Here is a 15,140-nt window from a genome sequence, read left to right on the forward strand (position 1 = left end):
TCCTTTCGTTTTTTTGTGATATGCACAATGCGGAGAACTGTATTGTATCTAAGTGAGGTTTGTATATTACCATGGAAATCAGTTTAATTAATGAAAATAAGTAGGCACTTTTTCATCATTTTATTGGATGGATTCATATATAGTTTTTAGTATACGAGAAGGAGTTTGGACGAACCCAGTCTCCTTCATTTTCTATAATGATAATTGTTTAGGATATTTGTGAGATCGTAGGTAGCTACACCAAGGTAGGTTTTAACGTTCGGGTGAGGCTTTGAAGGTTAGCAGGAGGACTGATGCGAGCTAAGTTCGCCTTTTTCGAGGTTAAAATGACTTCATCGACCAGGGAACCAAGGACATTGTGTATTGATCCCTGTCGAGTAGCGTGTTACGATTTTAATAAACACAATACTAGGAGAGTCAAGTATGATGATTAAAACTGCATTGCCATGGAGAGAAGTTCTGAACGGTGACAAGATACATACTATTATCGGTGATGTTAGGGTGATCGAAGCATTTCCTATTCCTCAGTTGCAGACGGAACGTAGAGTTTGGATTTACCTGCCTAGAAGCTATAATGAAGGCGCTCGCAGATATCCCGTACTATATATGCAAGATGGGCAAAATGTGTTTAATCAATCGACATCTTGGGGAAGCGAGTGGGGAGTCGATGAGACGTTGGAGCAAATGACACTTGATGAACCTGCGCTAGAGACTATCGTGGTCGCTATTGATAATGGAGGTGACCAGCGCAACAATGAATATAACTTTACGATTAACGCGGAATATGGCTTCGGAGGCAAAGGAGATGATTACGCCGCGTTCCTCGCGGAGACACTCAAGCCCTATATCGACAGCCACTACCGGACCCTGCCCGAACCGGAGCATACAATGATTGGTGGAAGCTCGTTCGGTGCTTATATATCTCTTTACACCTCCATCCGCTATCCCGCTCAGTTCGGCCGAGTGGGCGGCATTTCGTTCGTTATGTGGCAGGACAACGGCGCGCTCATTCAATTGATCCATCAGTCCGTTATTTCTCCTAAGCTACGCATCTATATGAGTATTGGTGAATTAGAGACTGATAATTCAGACTTTAACCGGATTGCCCATGAGCATGTCCTGTTGGTCCGCCAGACGCTGATCGAAGCAGGGGTAGATGAGAACCTAATCCGATTGGACGTCATACCAGACGGAACGCACCACGAATCCACGTGGGGGCCATTGTTTGCTGAGGTTCATCGTTGGCTGATCCAGCCATGATATAGTGCTTAAAGCGTACAATCGAGGATGCAATTGCAGTTTAGCTTCTTATTTTTAATACCCTATACAAAACAAGCCACAAATTCAATGGATTTGTGGCTTGTTTTGATTGAACGGCAAGAATCCAGACGAGGTGCTGGACGTGAAAAATCATTCCTTGATCTTTCCATTGGATCATACCATCTGTTTTCCAAAGCGCATATGAGAAAATTACTTTGGGTATCCAATCGACTAAAATGGTGCTAGGACTTTTTTACGTCGTATTGGCTGCAACTTGTACTTTAATGGAGTATTTTATTTCTTAGCATTTTCACAGAATGAATCATTTTTAGTATCTTTATTCTAACTGTGTATTGCTCAGAGGATCATTTTTTCAGAGATAGTAGGTGGTTGCCGTAGGACGAAACCTGAGGATATATGAATGCTTGGGTATGTAAATAGTTTAAGTCTGAAATAAAAACATAGAGCAGGAGGATTAAATAAACCTCTGCTCTCTTTTGGTGGGAAAAAGTGGAATAGTAAATTAAAAGTACTTGCGTGTAAATTTTCAACAGTCTAAAATCACTTAATGTAAGTAGAAGTATAAAGACGCTGTTGAAATATGTAAGTAGCCAATTTTGAAGTTCCACTTTCCTTAAGGGACTTTTCACGACCAATGTGTATGATCAATTTACATAGGTATTAAATTCAAGAGGTACGTCTACTTCCTTATTTACGTGGTGACGTCCTATTGGTATAACAAAGGGAGAGCCAGAAACAGGGTCTTCTATTACGGTGCAATGGAGACCAAAAATGTCTTGTATCAGTGTGCTTGTAATAATTTTTGATGGCTCGCCCTCAGCGACAAGCTTTCCATTATGAAGAGCAAAAATATGGTCTGCATAACGTGCGGACAAGTTAATATCATGAAGAACCATGACAATTGTTGTTCCATATTTTCGGTTAAGGTCTGTCAACAAGTCAAGAATTTCGACTTGATAGGTGATATCTAAATAGGTTGTCGGTTCATCGAGAAATAATATCTCTGTTTGTTGTGCTAGAGCCATCGCAATCCATACACGCTGTCGCTGACCGCCTGAAAGCTCATCAATATTTCGATCAGCAAATTCAGTGATTTTCATAATTTCCATTGCCTCAGCAACAGCTTCATAATCCTTTTTTGTCCAACCTTTAAGAAACGTTTGGTGTGGAAATCTTCCTCGTCCAACTAAGTCAGCAACTGTGATCCCCTCTGGAACAATAGGTGATTGTGGAAGTAGTCCTAGAATACGAGCTAGTTTCTTTGGTTGCATTTTGTCAATTGGTTTGCCATATAAAGTTACTTGCCCTGAAGTAGGCTTAATGAGTCTCGCCATTGTTTTCAGTAAGGTAGATTTACCGCAACCATTTGCTCCAATGATGATACTAATTTTATTACTTGGTATGGAAATACTGATATTATTTAAAATCGTTTTATTTTCATATCCGGAAGAAATATTTTCTGCTTTAAAAATATCTGTCGGTTTCATTATAAATCTCCTTTCTGATTCATTCGAATGAGCAAGTAAATCAAGTAAGGTGCGCCAATAATTCCGGTGATTACCCCTACCGGATATCTTGCGGTAAATGCGAATTGCCCAACTAGATCAGATGCAAGAACCAATATGATGCCAACAAGTCCTGCTGGAATAATACTTGAATATCCTGCACCAACTAGTCTTTTTGCTATTGGACCAGCAAGAAAAGCGACGAATGCTATTGGGCCGGTTGTAGCTGTAGCTAGTGATAAAATCAATACAGAACATATTATAAGTAGTATTCTTGTTTTGTTAGTATTTACACCAAGTGAAGTAGCTGCAAATTCACCTAATTCTAATATTTCTAAATGTTTACTAAGTGCTATAATAACAGGCACACAAATAAGAACAGTAATCATTAGTGGAGGAAGCTCTTCCATTTTTGAACCATTTAAACTCCCACTAAGCCATCTCATCGCAGTTGGTACATCATTTTGTTTACTAATAAGCAGTAAATAATTGATTATTGCGGTTAACATGGCTTGAATCCCAATCCCCACTAGTACCAAACGTCCGATAGAGAAAGAAGTTCCCTTAGATAATAAGTAAATAATCATAACTGTAGCAAGTCCTGCAAACACAGAAACAATTGACACAATCATATCACTTGTATGCAGAACAACGATACAAAATACCGCTGCTGCACTAGAACCAGTTGTAATCCCGATTACATTCGGATTCGCTAGTGGATTACGAAGCATTGTTTGGAAGACAGTACCTGAAATACCGAATGCAAATCCTGCAAATACGCCCGCAAGCATTCTTGGTAGGCGTATGGTTCCAACTGCAAATGTGGCACCCTTTACATCTCCACCTAAAAGAACACTTATCACATCTGAAACTGGATAAATAGTATTTCCAAGCATTAGCATTGTACAGCAAAGTAAGAATGCTATTACTGCAAGAAATGAAGTCATTAGGAAAAAACGACGTCGTCTTTTCGTTCTACCTAGTATTATTTGATTCATTGATTGGTCCATCATAATCCACGTACTTTCGCTTTCATTGTAAGTAAGATAAGTATAGGAGCACCGATAAATGCTGTTACTACACCAACTTCAAGTTCACCAGGACTACCAAGTAGCCTTCCACTAACATCTGAAAACGTTAATATGATAGCACCAGAAAGTGCAGACATCGGTATCACATAACGTTGATCAGAACCTAAGATAAGTCTTATGACATGGGGAGCAAGAAGTCCTATAAAACCGATAGGACCAGCCAGAGCTGTTGTTACACCACAAAGTAATACCCCTGCAAAAGAGGCAACAAGTTTCAGTACGCCTGTTCTCACACCGAGGCCAGTAGCCATTTCATCTCCGAGTGCAAGTGCATTCAGTGATGGCGCTGCCACTATTGCTATTAAAATACCTATAAGAAAAAAGGGGATAAAAGTATAAATTGCATTCATATTGCCTGACCCAACGCTTCCCACTTGCCAAAAACGAAATTGGTCCATAACGTTCGAACGAGGAATCATAATAGCCATTACTAAGGAAGATAGCGCCGCGCTTGTGGCTGCGCCCGCTAATACAAGTTTAAGAGGTGTTGCCCCACCACTTCCCATTGAGCCAATCCCAAAGACAAATATAGCCGTAATTATCGCGCCTACTAATGCAAACCAAATATATTCATAAGCAGAACTAATATTGAAAAATGTAATTCCACACACGACAAATAAAGCCGCGCCAGTGTTTACACCTAATATGCTAGGATCTGCAATAGGATTGCGAGTGACCGATTGCATAAGAGCCCCAGATACTCCTAACGCCGAGCCACACATGAAACTAAATACAGTCCGGATAATTCTTTGGCGAACAATATCCGCCTCATATGATTGAACAGCTGGACGGAATAAACCATCAATCAGTTCATTCCATCCAACTGTTCTTGAGCCGAAGGCAAGTGAAGCAAGAATGCATAAACAAAGTAAGATAATGGATATTCCCATTAAGAGAAAGAAATACTTTGGGGTATGCAACTTCTTCATTTGTATATTAGTCATTAACTTTACTAATAGCTTCTGAGATTAATTTCAAGTAATCATCAATTGTATATTCAATTGACAATGGTGATGGTGTACCAGCTGCTGCAAGTGGAGTATTGTCTTCAATTACGACAACAGATCCTCTTTTTACTGCTGGAACTTTTCCGTATAATGGATCAGCTTGTAATGCAGCTAACGTGTTTGCATCACCATATGTTACAAAAATATCTACGTCATTTAATAGATCCGCATTTTCTGAGCTAAGTTCTAAATAGAAGCTATTTTCATCTGGAATTTGACTAATGATATTTTCGGGGTATTGCATCCCTAATTCTTCCAGTAAGCCTCCGCGTGGATCTCCTGGAGTGTAAATGTAGAATGTAGATAAATCAGCAGGACTAAATGCTACGAATGCAGCTTTTTTACCAGCCATTTCAGGAATAGTAGCTGCTTTATCAGTAATTAATTTCTCTGTATCAGTGATTAATTGTTTTCCTTCTTCTTCCATACCCATAGCCATTGCATCATATAGCACGGTATCTTTCCATGAAGATACCCAAGGAGTTTCTTGGTAGGCAACAACAGGAGCGATTTCATTTAAAGTATCATATTCTTCTTGTGTAAGACCTGAATATGCAGCAAGGATTACGTCTGGCTGTGAATCAGCAATTGCTTCAAAATCTAAACCATCTGTATCTTGGAAGATATTTGGATTTTCTTCACCAAGTTCTTTTAATTTTTCAGCAGTCCAAGGTAACATACTGCTATCATCAAGAACTCCGTAGTTTGCAGCAGAGAAACCAACAGGTATAACATCTAGAGCTAATGCAACGTCTTGGTTTGACCAAGCGATTGACGCAACGCGCTCTGGTTTTTCTTCAATTACAGTTTCACCAAATACGTGTTTAATTGTAATTGGATATCCTTCAGTAGTATCTTCAGTTTTTGTATCTTCATTATTAGATGTTTCTTCAGATTTATTTGAAGAACATCCAACAGCTACCATTATTAAAGCTACGAAAGTCAAAGTTTGAAATAAATGTTTGTAACTCTTTTTCACGTTTATATCCCCTTTTTATAATTAATGTTAATGATTGCTATTAATTAATCATTACAATTGATAACTATTATCAATTGTAAGTATAAATCTAATTGATAAACGTTGTCAATAAAAATGTCGAATTTTCTGTTATATATGATAAATGCCATTATCGATATTTATTTTTTCAGATAATATTACAAAGAAAAAGATAGTATTTGTATTTGAAAATACGAATACTATCTTTCTTTCTATATTTTTGGGAGAGTGTTTGTTTGAAAAATTTAATAATATTTTTTTCTACTTATAACTTTAAAAAGCATCGAGTGTTTCAACTATTCTTCAAATTTATTAACAGTATCTAAAATTAAATCTAAATAATCAAGGCGAAAACCCGAGGCGTTTGCCAAGTTAGAGGGATTTCGCCCATTTTGTTTTGTATGACGAAAAGGCTTTTCGCCGATGTGAAGTCAAGTAAAGGGACAGCCCTTTACTTTGGGGGAATGCTTAGACGAATTATTCCATTGCTTGCGCATGTTTTTAGGATTAAATCTTCCTTAACGATGCCCGTTTCCGTGTAGCAAAAATCAGCATGGGAATGCTAATCAGCAGGCTTAACATAACCGGAACAATAGAGCCCTCGAGGCCAAAATCCCCTCCTGTGAGAAGTGCAGCACCGTTCATTTTTACATTATACAGACCGTCTATTAAGTGTCCAGAAACAGGAATGCCGATCAAACCCTCAATTGTATTCCAGGCAAAATGAAGTCCTATGACAAACCATAGGTTCCGTCGCCATAAGAATGCAGCACCGAGCAGAACACCTGCTTCAATGGTTATAGCGAACCCACTCCATAGTGTTGCCCCTGTATTCCCAAGATGGGCAACTCCAAAGAATAGTGAGGTCACAGCAAGTGCGGACCAGTCTCCAACCAAATTTTGAATAGCTTGAAACATAAGCCCACGAAAGATAAGCTCCTCAACGATGGCTGCGCTTAAAGCTGCTTCAATGGAAGTTACCAGAACAGAACTCATATCTACGGAATTCGACCATTGTAAGGAGTAACCCCCCATAGCAACAATAATTAGGGTGGACACTAAGATAAAGAGTGCCCCGATTAGAAGACCCATCCCAGTTTCAATTCCTGCGCGTTTTCTTGATAGCTCAGAAATTGACCGGCGAGCCAGGTATTTCATTGTAAGCACATAGACCATGATGACAATAATGCTTTTCGTAAGTGTAATAAGAAGGGACATGATTCCCTCTGTTTGATCGGCTAGCGCCCGAAATATTGAATCCACCAGAATGATACCGATAGCTCCCGTAATCATCCATACGATTGGAAAACGCCAAAATGAACTCCATTTACTTAAATTCTCACCATTCTGCTGCTTCTCGTTATATACAGACCTATTCTTCATGTCTTTCTTCAGCTCCTCTATTTCACGTAAGTGTGTTATAAGTGTAAGCTGAAAAAGTCATAAATAGTAAGTGCGCTTTGGTCATATGACTAAAACAAAAGCGCAAGCGCCTGTTCAGCCTAGGGCAAATAAGCCACTAATGAATAGAAGACGTTCTTTGTCTTAATTCATTAGTGGCTTATGACCGAGGAAAAAGTGTTTTTTCTTTTTCCCTCGAGGGGCTAGGCTCCGACTTTTGCAAAGTCGGATGGCTGGAGCTGGATGTCAAAGCGCTTATCCACAGTACGAGAATTTTATCATTTCCTAGACTATAAAAAAAATAGGTAACTATAATAAGTTGATAGCTTCTTGGCTATTGGCCTCTTAGTGGATCCATAATTCCCGAATCTCGGGCCTTACGGGTGGCCTCTCGTCTTCCGCTTACATTAAGCTTCGAATAAATCGTTGAAATGTAATTTTTAACTGTTCCTACACTAAGAAACAACGCCTCAGCGATTTCTTGATTGCGCATGCCTGAAGCCAGCTTATGCAGGACTTCAATTTCGCGAGAGCTGAGCCCATATTCATTACTTTTCGGTGCGGAGGTTTGGTTCATACTTTTGATCATTTTACTTGCCATCTCCTGCGTGATTAAAGTCCCTCCCGCATGAACTACTCTTATGCCCGCAGCTAGTTCCTTGGGATGAATGGCTTTGAGCAAATAACCCTCTGCTCCATGGCTTAATGCCGTCAGCACATATTCTACTTCCCGGTATGAGGTCAGTATGATAACTTTAGTTACAGGTATCCGTTCTTTAATCAGTGCCGTTGCCGCAACGCCGTCCATGACCGGCATATTGATATCCATCAGCACAATATCCGGCTGAAACTGCTCACAGCCTTTGATTGCTTCTTCCCCATTTTTGGCTAACCCGACAATTTCAAAATCCTCTTCCATGGACAGTATGATATGGAGACTCTCCAAAATTAATTCCTGATCATCGGCAAGCAGTATTTTAATCTTTGTCATGCATCATCACTCCTTTCAGAGGAATTTCACACCTGACTTCGGTATACGTGGCAGGTCCTACCTCAGATGATACAAACAGGTTACCTCCCAGCTTCTCGACCCGTTGTTTCATAGTAGTCAAGCCGAAGCCGTATTCCAGCTTGTCAAACGGTTTGCCATTATTCCGAATGAACAATTGCACATTGGAAGCGGAAAACCGAAGCTCCAGATGTAGTTGAGACGCTTTTCCATGTTTCAGTGCATTCGTAAAAGACTCTTGGATGACCCGAAGGATCGTTTGCCGCACTTCAAAGCCCATCGTTGGCTCTGTTCCTATCAAACTCAAAGCCACGTCAGTTCCCGTGTGCTCCCGGAAACTGACCACAAGCGACTCGACCTGTTGTATAAGATTCGATTCCCCTTCGTCGCTTATCTCGTGGACAATGCTTCTCATTTCGTTCAGATTTCTCTCAGCCAACGCTCTTAAACGAATTAACCGATCCTTGACCTCGGCAGTGTTGTGATCCAAAAGAGCAATGGAAGCATCAAGGCTCATAATGAGTGAGATAAAAGAGTGCCCCAGCGTATCGTGAAGCTCCTTGGACATGCGATTGCGCTCTTTAAGCAAAGTCATCTTCTCAATCTCAGCGGCGTAGTGGGTTAACAGCTTATTTTGCTGCTCAACTTCAGTCACCAGCTCATTTTTCTGATAATACGCATTGGCTACGGAGCTTGCCCATATGCCGATAAAGCAGAATAACAGGTTGTCTGTTCCGATACCAAGGGTTTGTTCCCAAGACAATCTTAAATGAGACTGAAAGGTAAAGGGAATCAAAGCAACGACGGGAATAATCCAGAGTGTATGTCTAGTCCATAAGTACCCCATTATAAGACTTGGCAACAAGTAGTCTGCTTTTGAAGCCAAATCTGGATGGAAGGCAGTATTCACATAATAAGAGCCGCCTAGCAATAGCTCCAGTATGCAAAACCAGGCTTTGTTCATCCGCCGCCCTGGAAACCAGAATATCATAGGGACGATAAACGCTGCCATCAACCAAATGACGTTTAACCATGTACTGTTTGAAGACTCACCTTCTGTGAAAAACCGGGACAACAACAATAAATAATGGTATGAACGAAGAGCGAATATGCCCCAATCCATGAAAGATAGTATTTTTTTCATATCGGCCACTTTTCCAATAAAATAAATCAGTGCTAGTGAATCCTATGTAACATTATAGCTTTCTTCCAATAATTGTACTACTGCTTAAATGCGTTGTTTTTTACGGTCAATGCAACTTCCAATGCGAAATCAGCGGGACTAATAGTGAAGAGCAGGAAGTCCAACAAGACCAACAAGAAAAAGGCGTACGAATCCTGTTATCCGCAGAACAAGTTGTTGTAGATAGTATTTTTATTAACGCCACGGCATAGGATTCAAGCCCAGTTCACTTTTACCGTCAAGATATCTTATCTCAACCAGTGCGCTTGATAATGGTCAGATACTGCCAAAAATCAAGATGCCGCTTGTTTAACATCAATTTCATACCAATGCTATGGGTTGAATCTCTTACTTGATTATAATATTGATTGTTGGGGAACATGATGGAAAATATCAATTAGATACATTACTGTGAGCCGTATTATAAGTATAGGAGGTTTTTAGAAAAAGTGTGATGGGGGGGAGAAGTACTTTTTTTTGAGTGACTAGATGAGCATTTGTAACAATGAATGGTTGTTTTTGCTCTTGCAATGAATTTGAATTGTTTGTTTAATCAGGATTTTCTTATCAAAATGAAAAAAATCCTGATTGAACACAACTACAAATAATGAGCCCCGAATTGTTCCAGCAAGTTTAGACTTCTGCCTAGCAAATTTAAACGTTCCTTCTAATTCCTTTGGTACTTCCATCCCCTTAGAAAGCTAAAAACCAACGGCCCGTTTCTTAGGGTCATCAACCGTATAAATGATGTTGATCGCAAGACCATTCTCATAAAAGACGTAGGCAAATTTGATATTTTCCACTTGAAAACGTGAAGTCTCTAAAGGTTTGCCAGCAAACTCAATTTCACGTTCTTCTTTCAAAATTCGGTTCACATAATCAAGGGTCTCCTGACTTTCGCTAGCAGGTACAACTGTAAATTCATGCTTATATTTGTTCATAAAGTAACGGGCCTCGTTCGCACGTAAACCAGCAAGCGCTTCTACTACAGGTGAAGACTCTAAATCAACCGTAGACACATTTTAAAAATCAACTATATAGGACATTTCCCATCCCTCCATTTATCTTTTTTTTAACAACAGGAATCCACATTTCACCAAAAAGTCCAACCCTCTTTATAGTTTGCGGCTCTTCGGACGCAGCGCCCATGAAGCGATATTGAGTGCAGCGTATGAAAGAGGAAGGACAACATTAAACCCGTATTCACCATAATCGTTAGCAAACGCATGAGACAAAGCCGCACCAGTCATTAAAAAGAAGAGACCAGCGTGAGCCCATTCTTTAAGTCGAGGAAAGCGTGGCACGACGATAGCGATGACTCCAAGTATTTTCCAAGTACCGAGAATATTCGTGATGTATAAGGGGTAACCAATATTCGTCACTAACTCAATGTTTCCCCCTAATTGCATCAGTTGCCCGATACCACTTAACGTAATCGATCCTGCGAGTAGTAATGTCACTGACCAATATGCAATCAATTTTCCTTTGAACTGGGTTTTTAACTTCGCGGTTGTTTCCGCACCAATAACCTTACTCATTTGATCTCTCCTAATCATTGTTTTAAGTTAAAATCAGTAAATATTAATAATTTTCAGAATGATTAACCTCTAAATAGACACCTCACTTTATTTCCTAATAACAGGAATCCACATTTCACCAAATACTAAGCCGTTTCGCTGCCCCATCACAACAGCTGTATTTGGGCCTCCAACATAGGCAACATTATTTGCTTCTGGCAAGGCTTCTCCAAAGGCAATGCCAGTAAGCATGTTACACAACTCCTCATCTGTATTCGCTTCCCCTTTAACAACGAGGTATTCTCCCTTAGGAAATTGGATAACTCTAGTTGCTTCTGGTAATGTTCCCTCTGTCATGACACCAGCATAATGCATCATCTTGTTATTCACGGCTTCGTTAACGACGAAAATGTATTCATTTGTGGCTAGGGCTTTTAACGTGTCAAGCCGTCCATCTTGTTTGACTGACTGCCAAAAGTCTGACTTTTCCTTGTTTATGCCGGCATAGTCTGTGTAATCGCTCGTAAGCTCAGTTCCCAAACCTAAAACGATAAAGCTTTCTTTTTCTTCTAAAGTATAATTTGCCATTTTCAAAACCTTCCTTTTTTAAAAATTAACCAAATGATTTGTCTTTTCACTTGATGAGTTTATAATAGCCTTAAATCATGTCAAAAAATGATACTGTTTAGGAGGTTCCGATGAAAAAGGTTGAACGGATTAATATCATCATGCGGTATATCAACAACCGCGCCCACTTTACAATTTCTGAAATCATGCGAGAATTTAACATCTCTCGTTCGACAGCTATTAGAGATATCAGGGAAATTGAAGCCATGGGGATGCCACTTGTCGCTGAAGTTGGAAGGGATGGGGGGTATTTTGTTATGAACAACTCTGTCCTGCCAACTGTTCGCTTTACTGATAATGAGATTAAAGCTCTATTTATAGCCTTTATGGCCACAAGAAATCAACAACTCCCTTATCTAAAGAGTCGTCAGTCTTTAGCTGAAAAATTACTAGGCCTCATTTCAGAAAACCAGCAAGATGACCTTGTTATTTTTAATCAAATTTTGCTTTTTGAAGGGACCAACCCTAATAATCCCGACCTACTTGATCTTTCAGATTTACCCCATCCTATAGTAGAAAAACTCATCCAAATCCTTCTTTTGGATAGATATTTATTGATTACTATCAAAGAAGAGAAGGAAATAAAGATTTACCCCATTTATCTCTTGCACCTTTATCATGAAAAAGGCTTTTGGCTGATTGAGGGCTTTGACTTAAAGGATGAAAAGAGGCAGACTTTCCCTGTAGACAATCTCACCAATGTCAAAACATCCCCTACGAAAAAAAGATTAAGTAAGAAAAAGATTTTAGAAAAACTAAGTAAGCAGGAAGAAGAATTTAACCTTGTCCTTGAACTTGGTCCAAAGGCGATTGCTCAGTTCAAAAAATACCACCCTTTAAAAGTCTCACTTTCCTATACGAGTCCTTACCAAACCACAGCCATTCTAAAGACCTTTATCAATGTTGATCACTTAGAAGAATTGACTGAGATTACAAATTGGCTGCTTTTCTTAGGTGGGGATATCAAGATCAGGGAAGTGCCAGAAGAAGTCTTAGAAGATTTACAAGAGAGGTTAATTCTATACTGCCCATAAGCAGTTCGAGTTAAAACTTGAATAATTTGAATTTATAGTATACTCATCTTTGGTAAGTGAAGGGTAAACTTTATTTACAGATGAGGGAGGCTCTACTGAAGAAAAAATAACAGAAGATAAACCTAAAGAAGCAAAGAAAGAATTCACTTACTGAAATAAATTTACACAGTATAAATTGTCAGAGCTTCTGATGCACTACTGAAGATGAATAAGATTGACATCTGCATGTTGGAAAAGTCTCGTTTGGAAAAATGATCATCTTTATTGGTATGGAAGTACTCGTAGAAAATAACCTTTCAAAAATCTGCACTATTTGTTATGAGGAGCATGAAGCAAAAGTAATCGTATAAGTGTTTATAAAAACTATCAAATCAAAGCCTTAACTCTCGAAAGATATAGAGTTAAGGCTATATTTTTGTTATCTATTAAATAATAACAAGCTAAGGATATGGTAATTCTCCTATTATTTCCAATAGAAGCTATACTTCCTTGAAATATATTGTATTATTAAATATGGAAAATATGAATTTCAAAAAATACCAATTCGCTGAAGGAATCAGAAGCTACTATAAATGAAAATAATACTGTATTCCATCGATACTTTAAGGAGGACTTCATGGGATTTAAAGATGAATTTAAACGTGAAATGCGTAATGTTATGAAAGACGTAGAGAAAGAAGTACATAGAACGTGGGAGATTGACTTTAAAGGGCATCGTATTGAAGTGATAAATCAGATGAAAGAAGAGCTGCTTATCATTGATGGTCTAACAATTGATAGGAATAAACGAAAATATTTACTTTCGCAAATTATGCCGTATTCGAAATTATCAGGGATACTTGAACTGCATGATGGCACAAAGCATAGGGTCTCCGTTAAAATTAGTGGTTATAAACAAGTCAATTGTATTGTAAAGGTTGATAATGAAACGGTTTTAGAGGATTCCTTGAAAGTGGAATTAATTCCGTGGGAGCATAAAGAAAAAATCGCTCACTTTATCGAGCGACAAGTTGAAACACACAATAAAATAGTAGATGATCGTTTACCAGATGAGGAATATTTGTATGATGAAAATCATCCACGAATGGCTGCAGGTTTAGCCGATAATTATACAGATGACATGCCTACTCCATTTTATGTGAAAAAACTATTGAAGCTTTTTGTAGAACAAATCAATCATCCTACGACCAAAACAAGAAAGGACACATACGAAAAAATTATCTTTGATAATATCGCTAGCTACAGTGATAAATTCATTGAACGATTTCAGCAGGCTCAGTTGGACGAATCCCATGTACAACAAGAAGCATTATGGCTGCTTGAGCATGCAGCTCATAGGGAAGTTGTGAAATTTTCTATCACCGTACTAGGTTGTACGAATTGCGAAAAATATAAAGAATTATTATTCACAATAGGGCTGCATGAAGAATTTACAACATATGTAATATTTGCATTGAAAAATGGCACAACTCAAGCAAACAATGAAATTTGGCGACTCGCAAAAGCACTTCATGGCTGGGGTAAAATTTCGGCTGTTGAACAACTGGAAGCACCGACACCAGAAATAAAGCAATGGCTACTGACAGAAGGCTGCAGAAATACAATTATGAATGAATATTTAGCCTATCCATGTGCCATAAATGGAGAACTTGACGTAGCGCTATACGAAGAAACGATTTCAAAAGAGCTGTATGACGGAGCAGGTCTCATCATTGAAGCTCTGTTAAGTGAGAATGCTCCCCAGGGCATTGAAGAGTATTCGTATGCAAGCGCAGTTCTCTCCCGCTTCATACACCATGCCCGCAAGCATTGTAAAACACTCGAAGATTTCTATCCAATTATAAAAATAAGTGAATTTATAAATGATGAAGAAGAAAATTGGGAAGAGCGATTTAACGACCAATGGAAAGAAATTGAGCACGCTGCTATTCAACATGCGATTCAACCATTTATAAAGGACCCCAAATGGCCACAGCTTGCGATGGATGCACTGCAGCAAGATAGCAATAGTAAAGCACTTGAAATCGCTCGATTTTATCATTTAGACGTCACGCAGAACTTGTTTAATTTGCTAGAGAAATATCCCACAAACATTGAATTATATTTTGCCGTTATGGATACAAATAATCATCAGCATATTAAAGATCTCTGCACATTTGCAGAAACTCATTTAACGCTATCAAATCTTTCAGTTGATGAACAAGATTGTCTGCAATCTATTGTTCAAGAATTATATGAGCATGAAGGAGTGGGACTACCATTGATTCAAGCTGCTCTTACCTCAGATAATGGGAATTTACAGTACCATGCACTAAGTGTACTTAATGGATGGTCTCGATCGTTTTCGCAACATCCTGCCATGCAGGATGTAATTAAAGATATTGCGGTTAGGATAAAAGATAAGGAAGATCGTCAGATGGCAAAACAATTGTTGAAGAAATAAGGAAAGGTTTTATCTTATCAGATATATTAATAAAACCTCACTTAG

12 protein-coding genes and 1 pseudogene are annotated in these 15,140 nt (G+C 38.8%); 3 read left to right on the forward strand and 10 right to left on the reverse strand.

Annotation, left to right across the window (positions count from 1 at the left end; translation table 11 throughout):
- Window positions 1-423 precede the first annotated feature (423 nt).
- Entirely contained in the window at window positions 424-1,260 is an 837-nt protein-coding gene (locus tag AC6CHR_RS19995; RefSeq protein ID WP_498250792.1) for an alpha/beta hydrolase, read from the forward strand.
- A gap of 665 nt (window positions 1,261-1,925) precedes the next feature.
- Here AC6CHR_RS19995 and AC6CHR_RS20000 read toward each other — a convergent pair.
- The 10 genes and pseudogenes from AC6CHR_RS20000 to AC6CHR_RS20045 all read right to left on the reverse strand — a co-directional run bounded on the left by AC6CHR_RS20000 (window position 1,926) and on the right by AC6CHR_RS20045 (window position 11,579).
- Complete coding sequence (locus AC6CHR_RS20000; RefSeq protein WP_498250793.1) at window positions 1,926-2,768, reverse strand: ABC transporter ATP-binding protein; 843 nt, start codon at window positions 2,766-2,768, stop codon at window positions 1,926-1,928.
- Entirely contained in the window at window positions 2,768-3,799 is a 1,032-nt protein-coding gene (locus AC6CHR_RS20005) for a FecCD family ABC transporter permease (protein WP_498250794.1), read from the reverse strand. The genes AC6CHR_RS20000 and AC6CHR_RS20005 overlap by 1 nt, the downstream gene beginning before the upstream one ends.
- The gene (locus AC6CHR_RS20010; RefSeq protein ID WP_498250795.1) at window positions 3,796-4,767 is read right to left on the reverse strand and encodes a FecCD family ABC transporter permease; all 972 of its coding nucleotides are present in this window, start codon (window positions 4,765-4,767) and stop codon (window positions 3,796-3,798) included. The genes AC6CHR_RS20005 and AC6CHR_RS20010 overlap by 4 nt, the downstream gene beginning before the upstream one ends.
- Window positions 4,768-4,813: 46 nt before the next feature.
- The gene (locus AC6CHR_RS20015; protein ID WP_498250845.1) at window positions 4,814-5,869 is read right to left on the reverse strand and encodes an iron-siderophore ABC transporter substrate-binding protein; all 1,056 of its coding nucleotides are present in this window, start codon (window positions 5,867-5,869) and stop codon (window positions 4,814-4,816) included.
- A gap of 519 nt (window positions 5,870-6,388) precedes the next feature.
- Window positions 6,389-7,264 (reverse strand): CPBP family intramembrane glutamic endopeptidase, encoded by an 876-nt coding sequence (locus tag AC6CHR_RS20020; protein ID WP_498250797.1) that lies wholly within the window; start codon window positions 7,262-7,264, stop codon window positions 6,389-6,391.
- 352 nt (window positions 7,265-7,616) lie between these two features.
- The gene (locus AC6CHR_RS20025; RefSeq protein WP_498250798.1) at window positions 7,617-8,273 is read right to left on the reverse strand and encodes a response regulator; all 657 of its coding nucleotides are present in this window, start codon (window positions 8,271-8,273) and stop codon (window positions 7,617-7,619) included.
- A complete protein-coding gene (locus AC6CHR_RS20030) occupies window positions 8,260-9,414 on the reverse strand; it encodes a sensor histidine kinase (RefSeq protein ID WP_498250800.1) in 1,155 nt (384 codons plus the stop codon). Before AC6CHR_RS20030 ends, AC6CHR_RS20025 begins: the two co-directional genes overlap by 14 nt.
- A gap of 656 nt (window positions 9,415-10,070) precedes the next feature.
- Window positions 10,071-10,493: pseudogene (locus AC6CHR_RS20035) on the reverse strand (DUF8821 family protein); the annotation flags it as partial.
- 96 nt (window positions 10,494-10,589) lie between these two features.
- On the reverse strand, window positions 10,590-11,012 hold the full coding sequence (locus tag AC6CHR_RS20040) for a DoxX family protein (protein ID WP_498250801.1): 423 nt from the start codon (window positions 11,010-11,012) through the stop codon (window positions 10,590-10,592).
- A gap of 87 nt (window positions 11,013-11,099) precedes the next feature.
- Window positions 11,100-11,579: a GyrI-like domain-containing protein gene (locus AC6CHR_RS20045; RefSeq protein WP_498250802.1), complete on the reverse strand. Its 480-nt coding sequence runs from the start codon at window positions 11,577-11,579 to the stop codon at window positions 11,100-11,102.
- Between the two features lie 110 nt (window positions 11,580-11,689).
- On the opposite strand from AC6CHR_RS20045, the gene AC6CHR_RS20050 reads away from it, so the two are divergent.
- Together AC6CHR_RS20050 and AC6CHR_RS20055 are read left to right on the forward strand one after the other, a co-directional pair.
- Window positions 11,690-12,652, forward strand: a complete 963-nt coding sequence (locus tag AC6CHR_RS20050; RefSeq protein ID WP_498250803.1) for a helix-turn-helix transcriptional regulator — start codon at window positions 11,690-11,692, stop codon at window positions 12,650-12,652.
- 616 nt (window positions 12,653-13,268) lie between these two features.
- A complete protein-coding gene (locus tag AC6CHR_RS20055) occupies window positions 13,269-15,095 on the forward strand; it encodes a hypothetical protein (RefSeq protein ID WP_498250804.1) in 1,827 nt (608 codons plus the stop codon).
- Window positions 15,096-15,140 lie beyond the last annotated feature (45 nt).

The sequence above is a fragment of the Metabacillus sp. GQ13 genome (assembly GCF_059758525.1).

Excerpts from the sequence above, each read along its gene's own strand:
- AC6CHR_RS20025 (WP_498250798.1), bottom strand. The coding sequence starts at position 8,273 with ATGACAAAGATTAAAATACTGCTTGCCGATGATCAGGAATTAATTTTG.
- AC6CHR_RS20020 (WP_498250797.1), bottom strand. The coding sequence starts at position 7,264 with ATGAAGAATAGGTCTGTATATAACGAGAAGCAGCAGAATGGTGAGAAT.
- AC6CHR_RS20030 (WP_498250800.1), bottom strand. The coding sequence starts at position 9,414 with ATGGATTGGGGCATATTCGCTCTTCGTTCATACCATTATTTATTGTTG.
- AC6CHR_RS20005 (WP_498250794.1), bottom strand. The coding sequence starts at position 3,799 with ATGATGGACCAATCAATGAATCAAATAATACTAGGTAGAACGAAAAGA.
- AC6CHR_RS19995 (WP_498250792.1), top strand. The coding sequence starts at position 424 with ATGATGATTAAAACTGCATTGCCATGGAGAGAAGTTCTGAACGGTGAC.
- AC6CHR_RS20045 (WP_498250802.1), bottom strand. The coding sequence starts at position 11,579 with ATGGCAAATTATACTTTAGAAGAAAAAGAAAGCTTTATCGTTTTAGGT.
- AC6CHR_RS20000 (WP_498250793.1), bottom strand. The coding sequence starts at position 2,768 with ATGAAACCGACAGATATTTTTAAAGCAGAAAATATTTCTTCCGGATAT.
- AC6CHR_RS20055 (WP_498250804.1), top strand. The coding sequence starts at position 13,269 with ATGGGATTTAAAGATGAATTTAAACGTGAAATGCGTAATGTTATGAAA.
- AC6CHR_RS20050 (WP_498250803.1), top strand. The coding sequence starts at position 11,690 with ATGAAAAAGGTTGAACGGATTAATATCATCATGCGGTATATCAACAAC.
- AC6CHR_RS20040 (WP_498250801.1), bottom strand. The coding sequence starts at position 11,012 with ATGAGTAAGGTTATTGGTGCGGAAACAACCGCGAAGTTAAAAACCCAG.
- AC6CHR_RS20010 (WP_498250795.1), bottom strand. The coding sequence starts at position 4,767 with ATGGGAATATCCATTATCTTACTTTGTTTATGCATTCTTGCTTCACTT.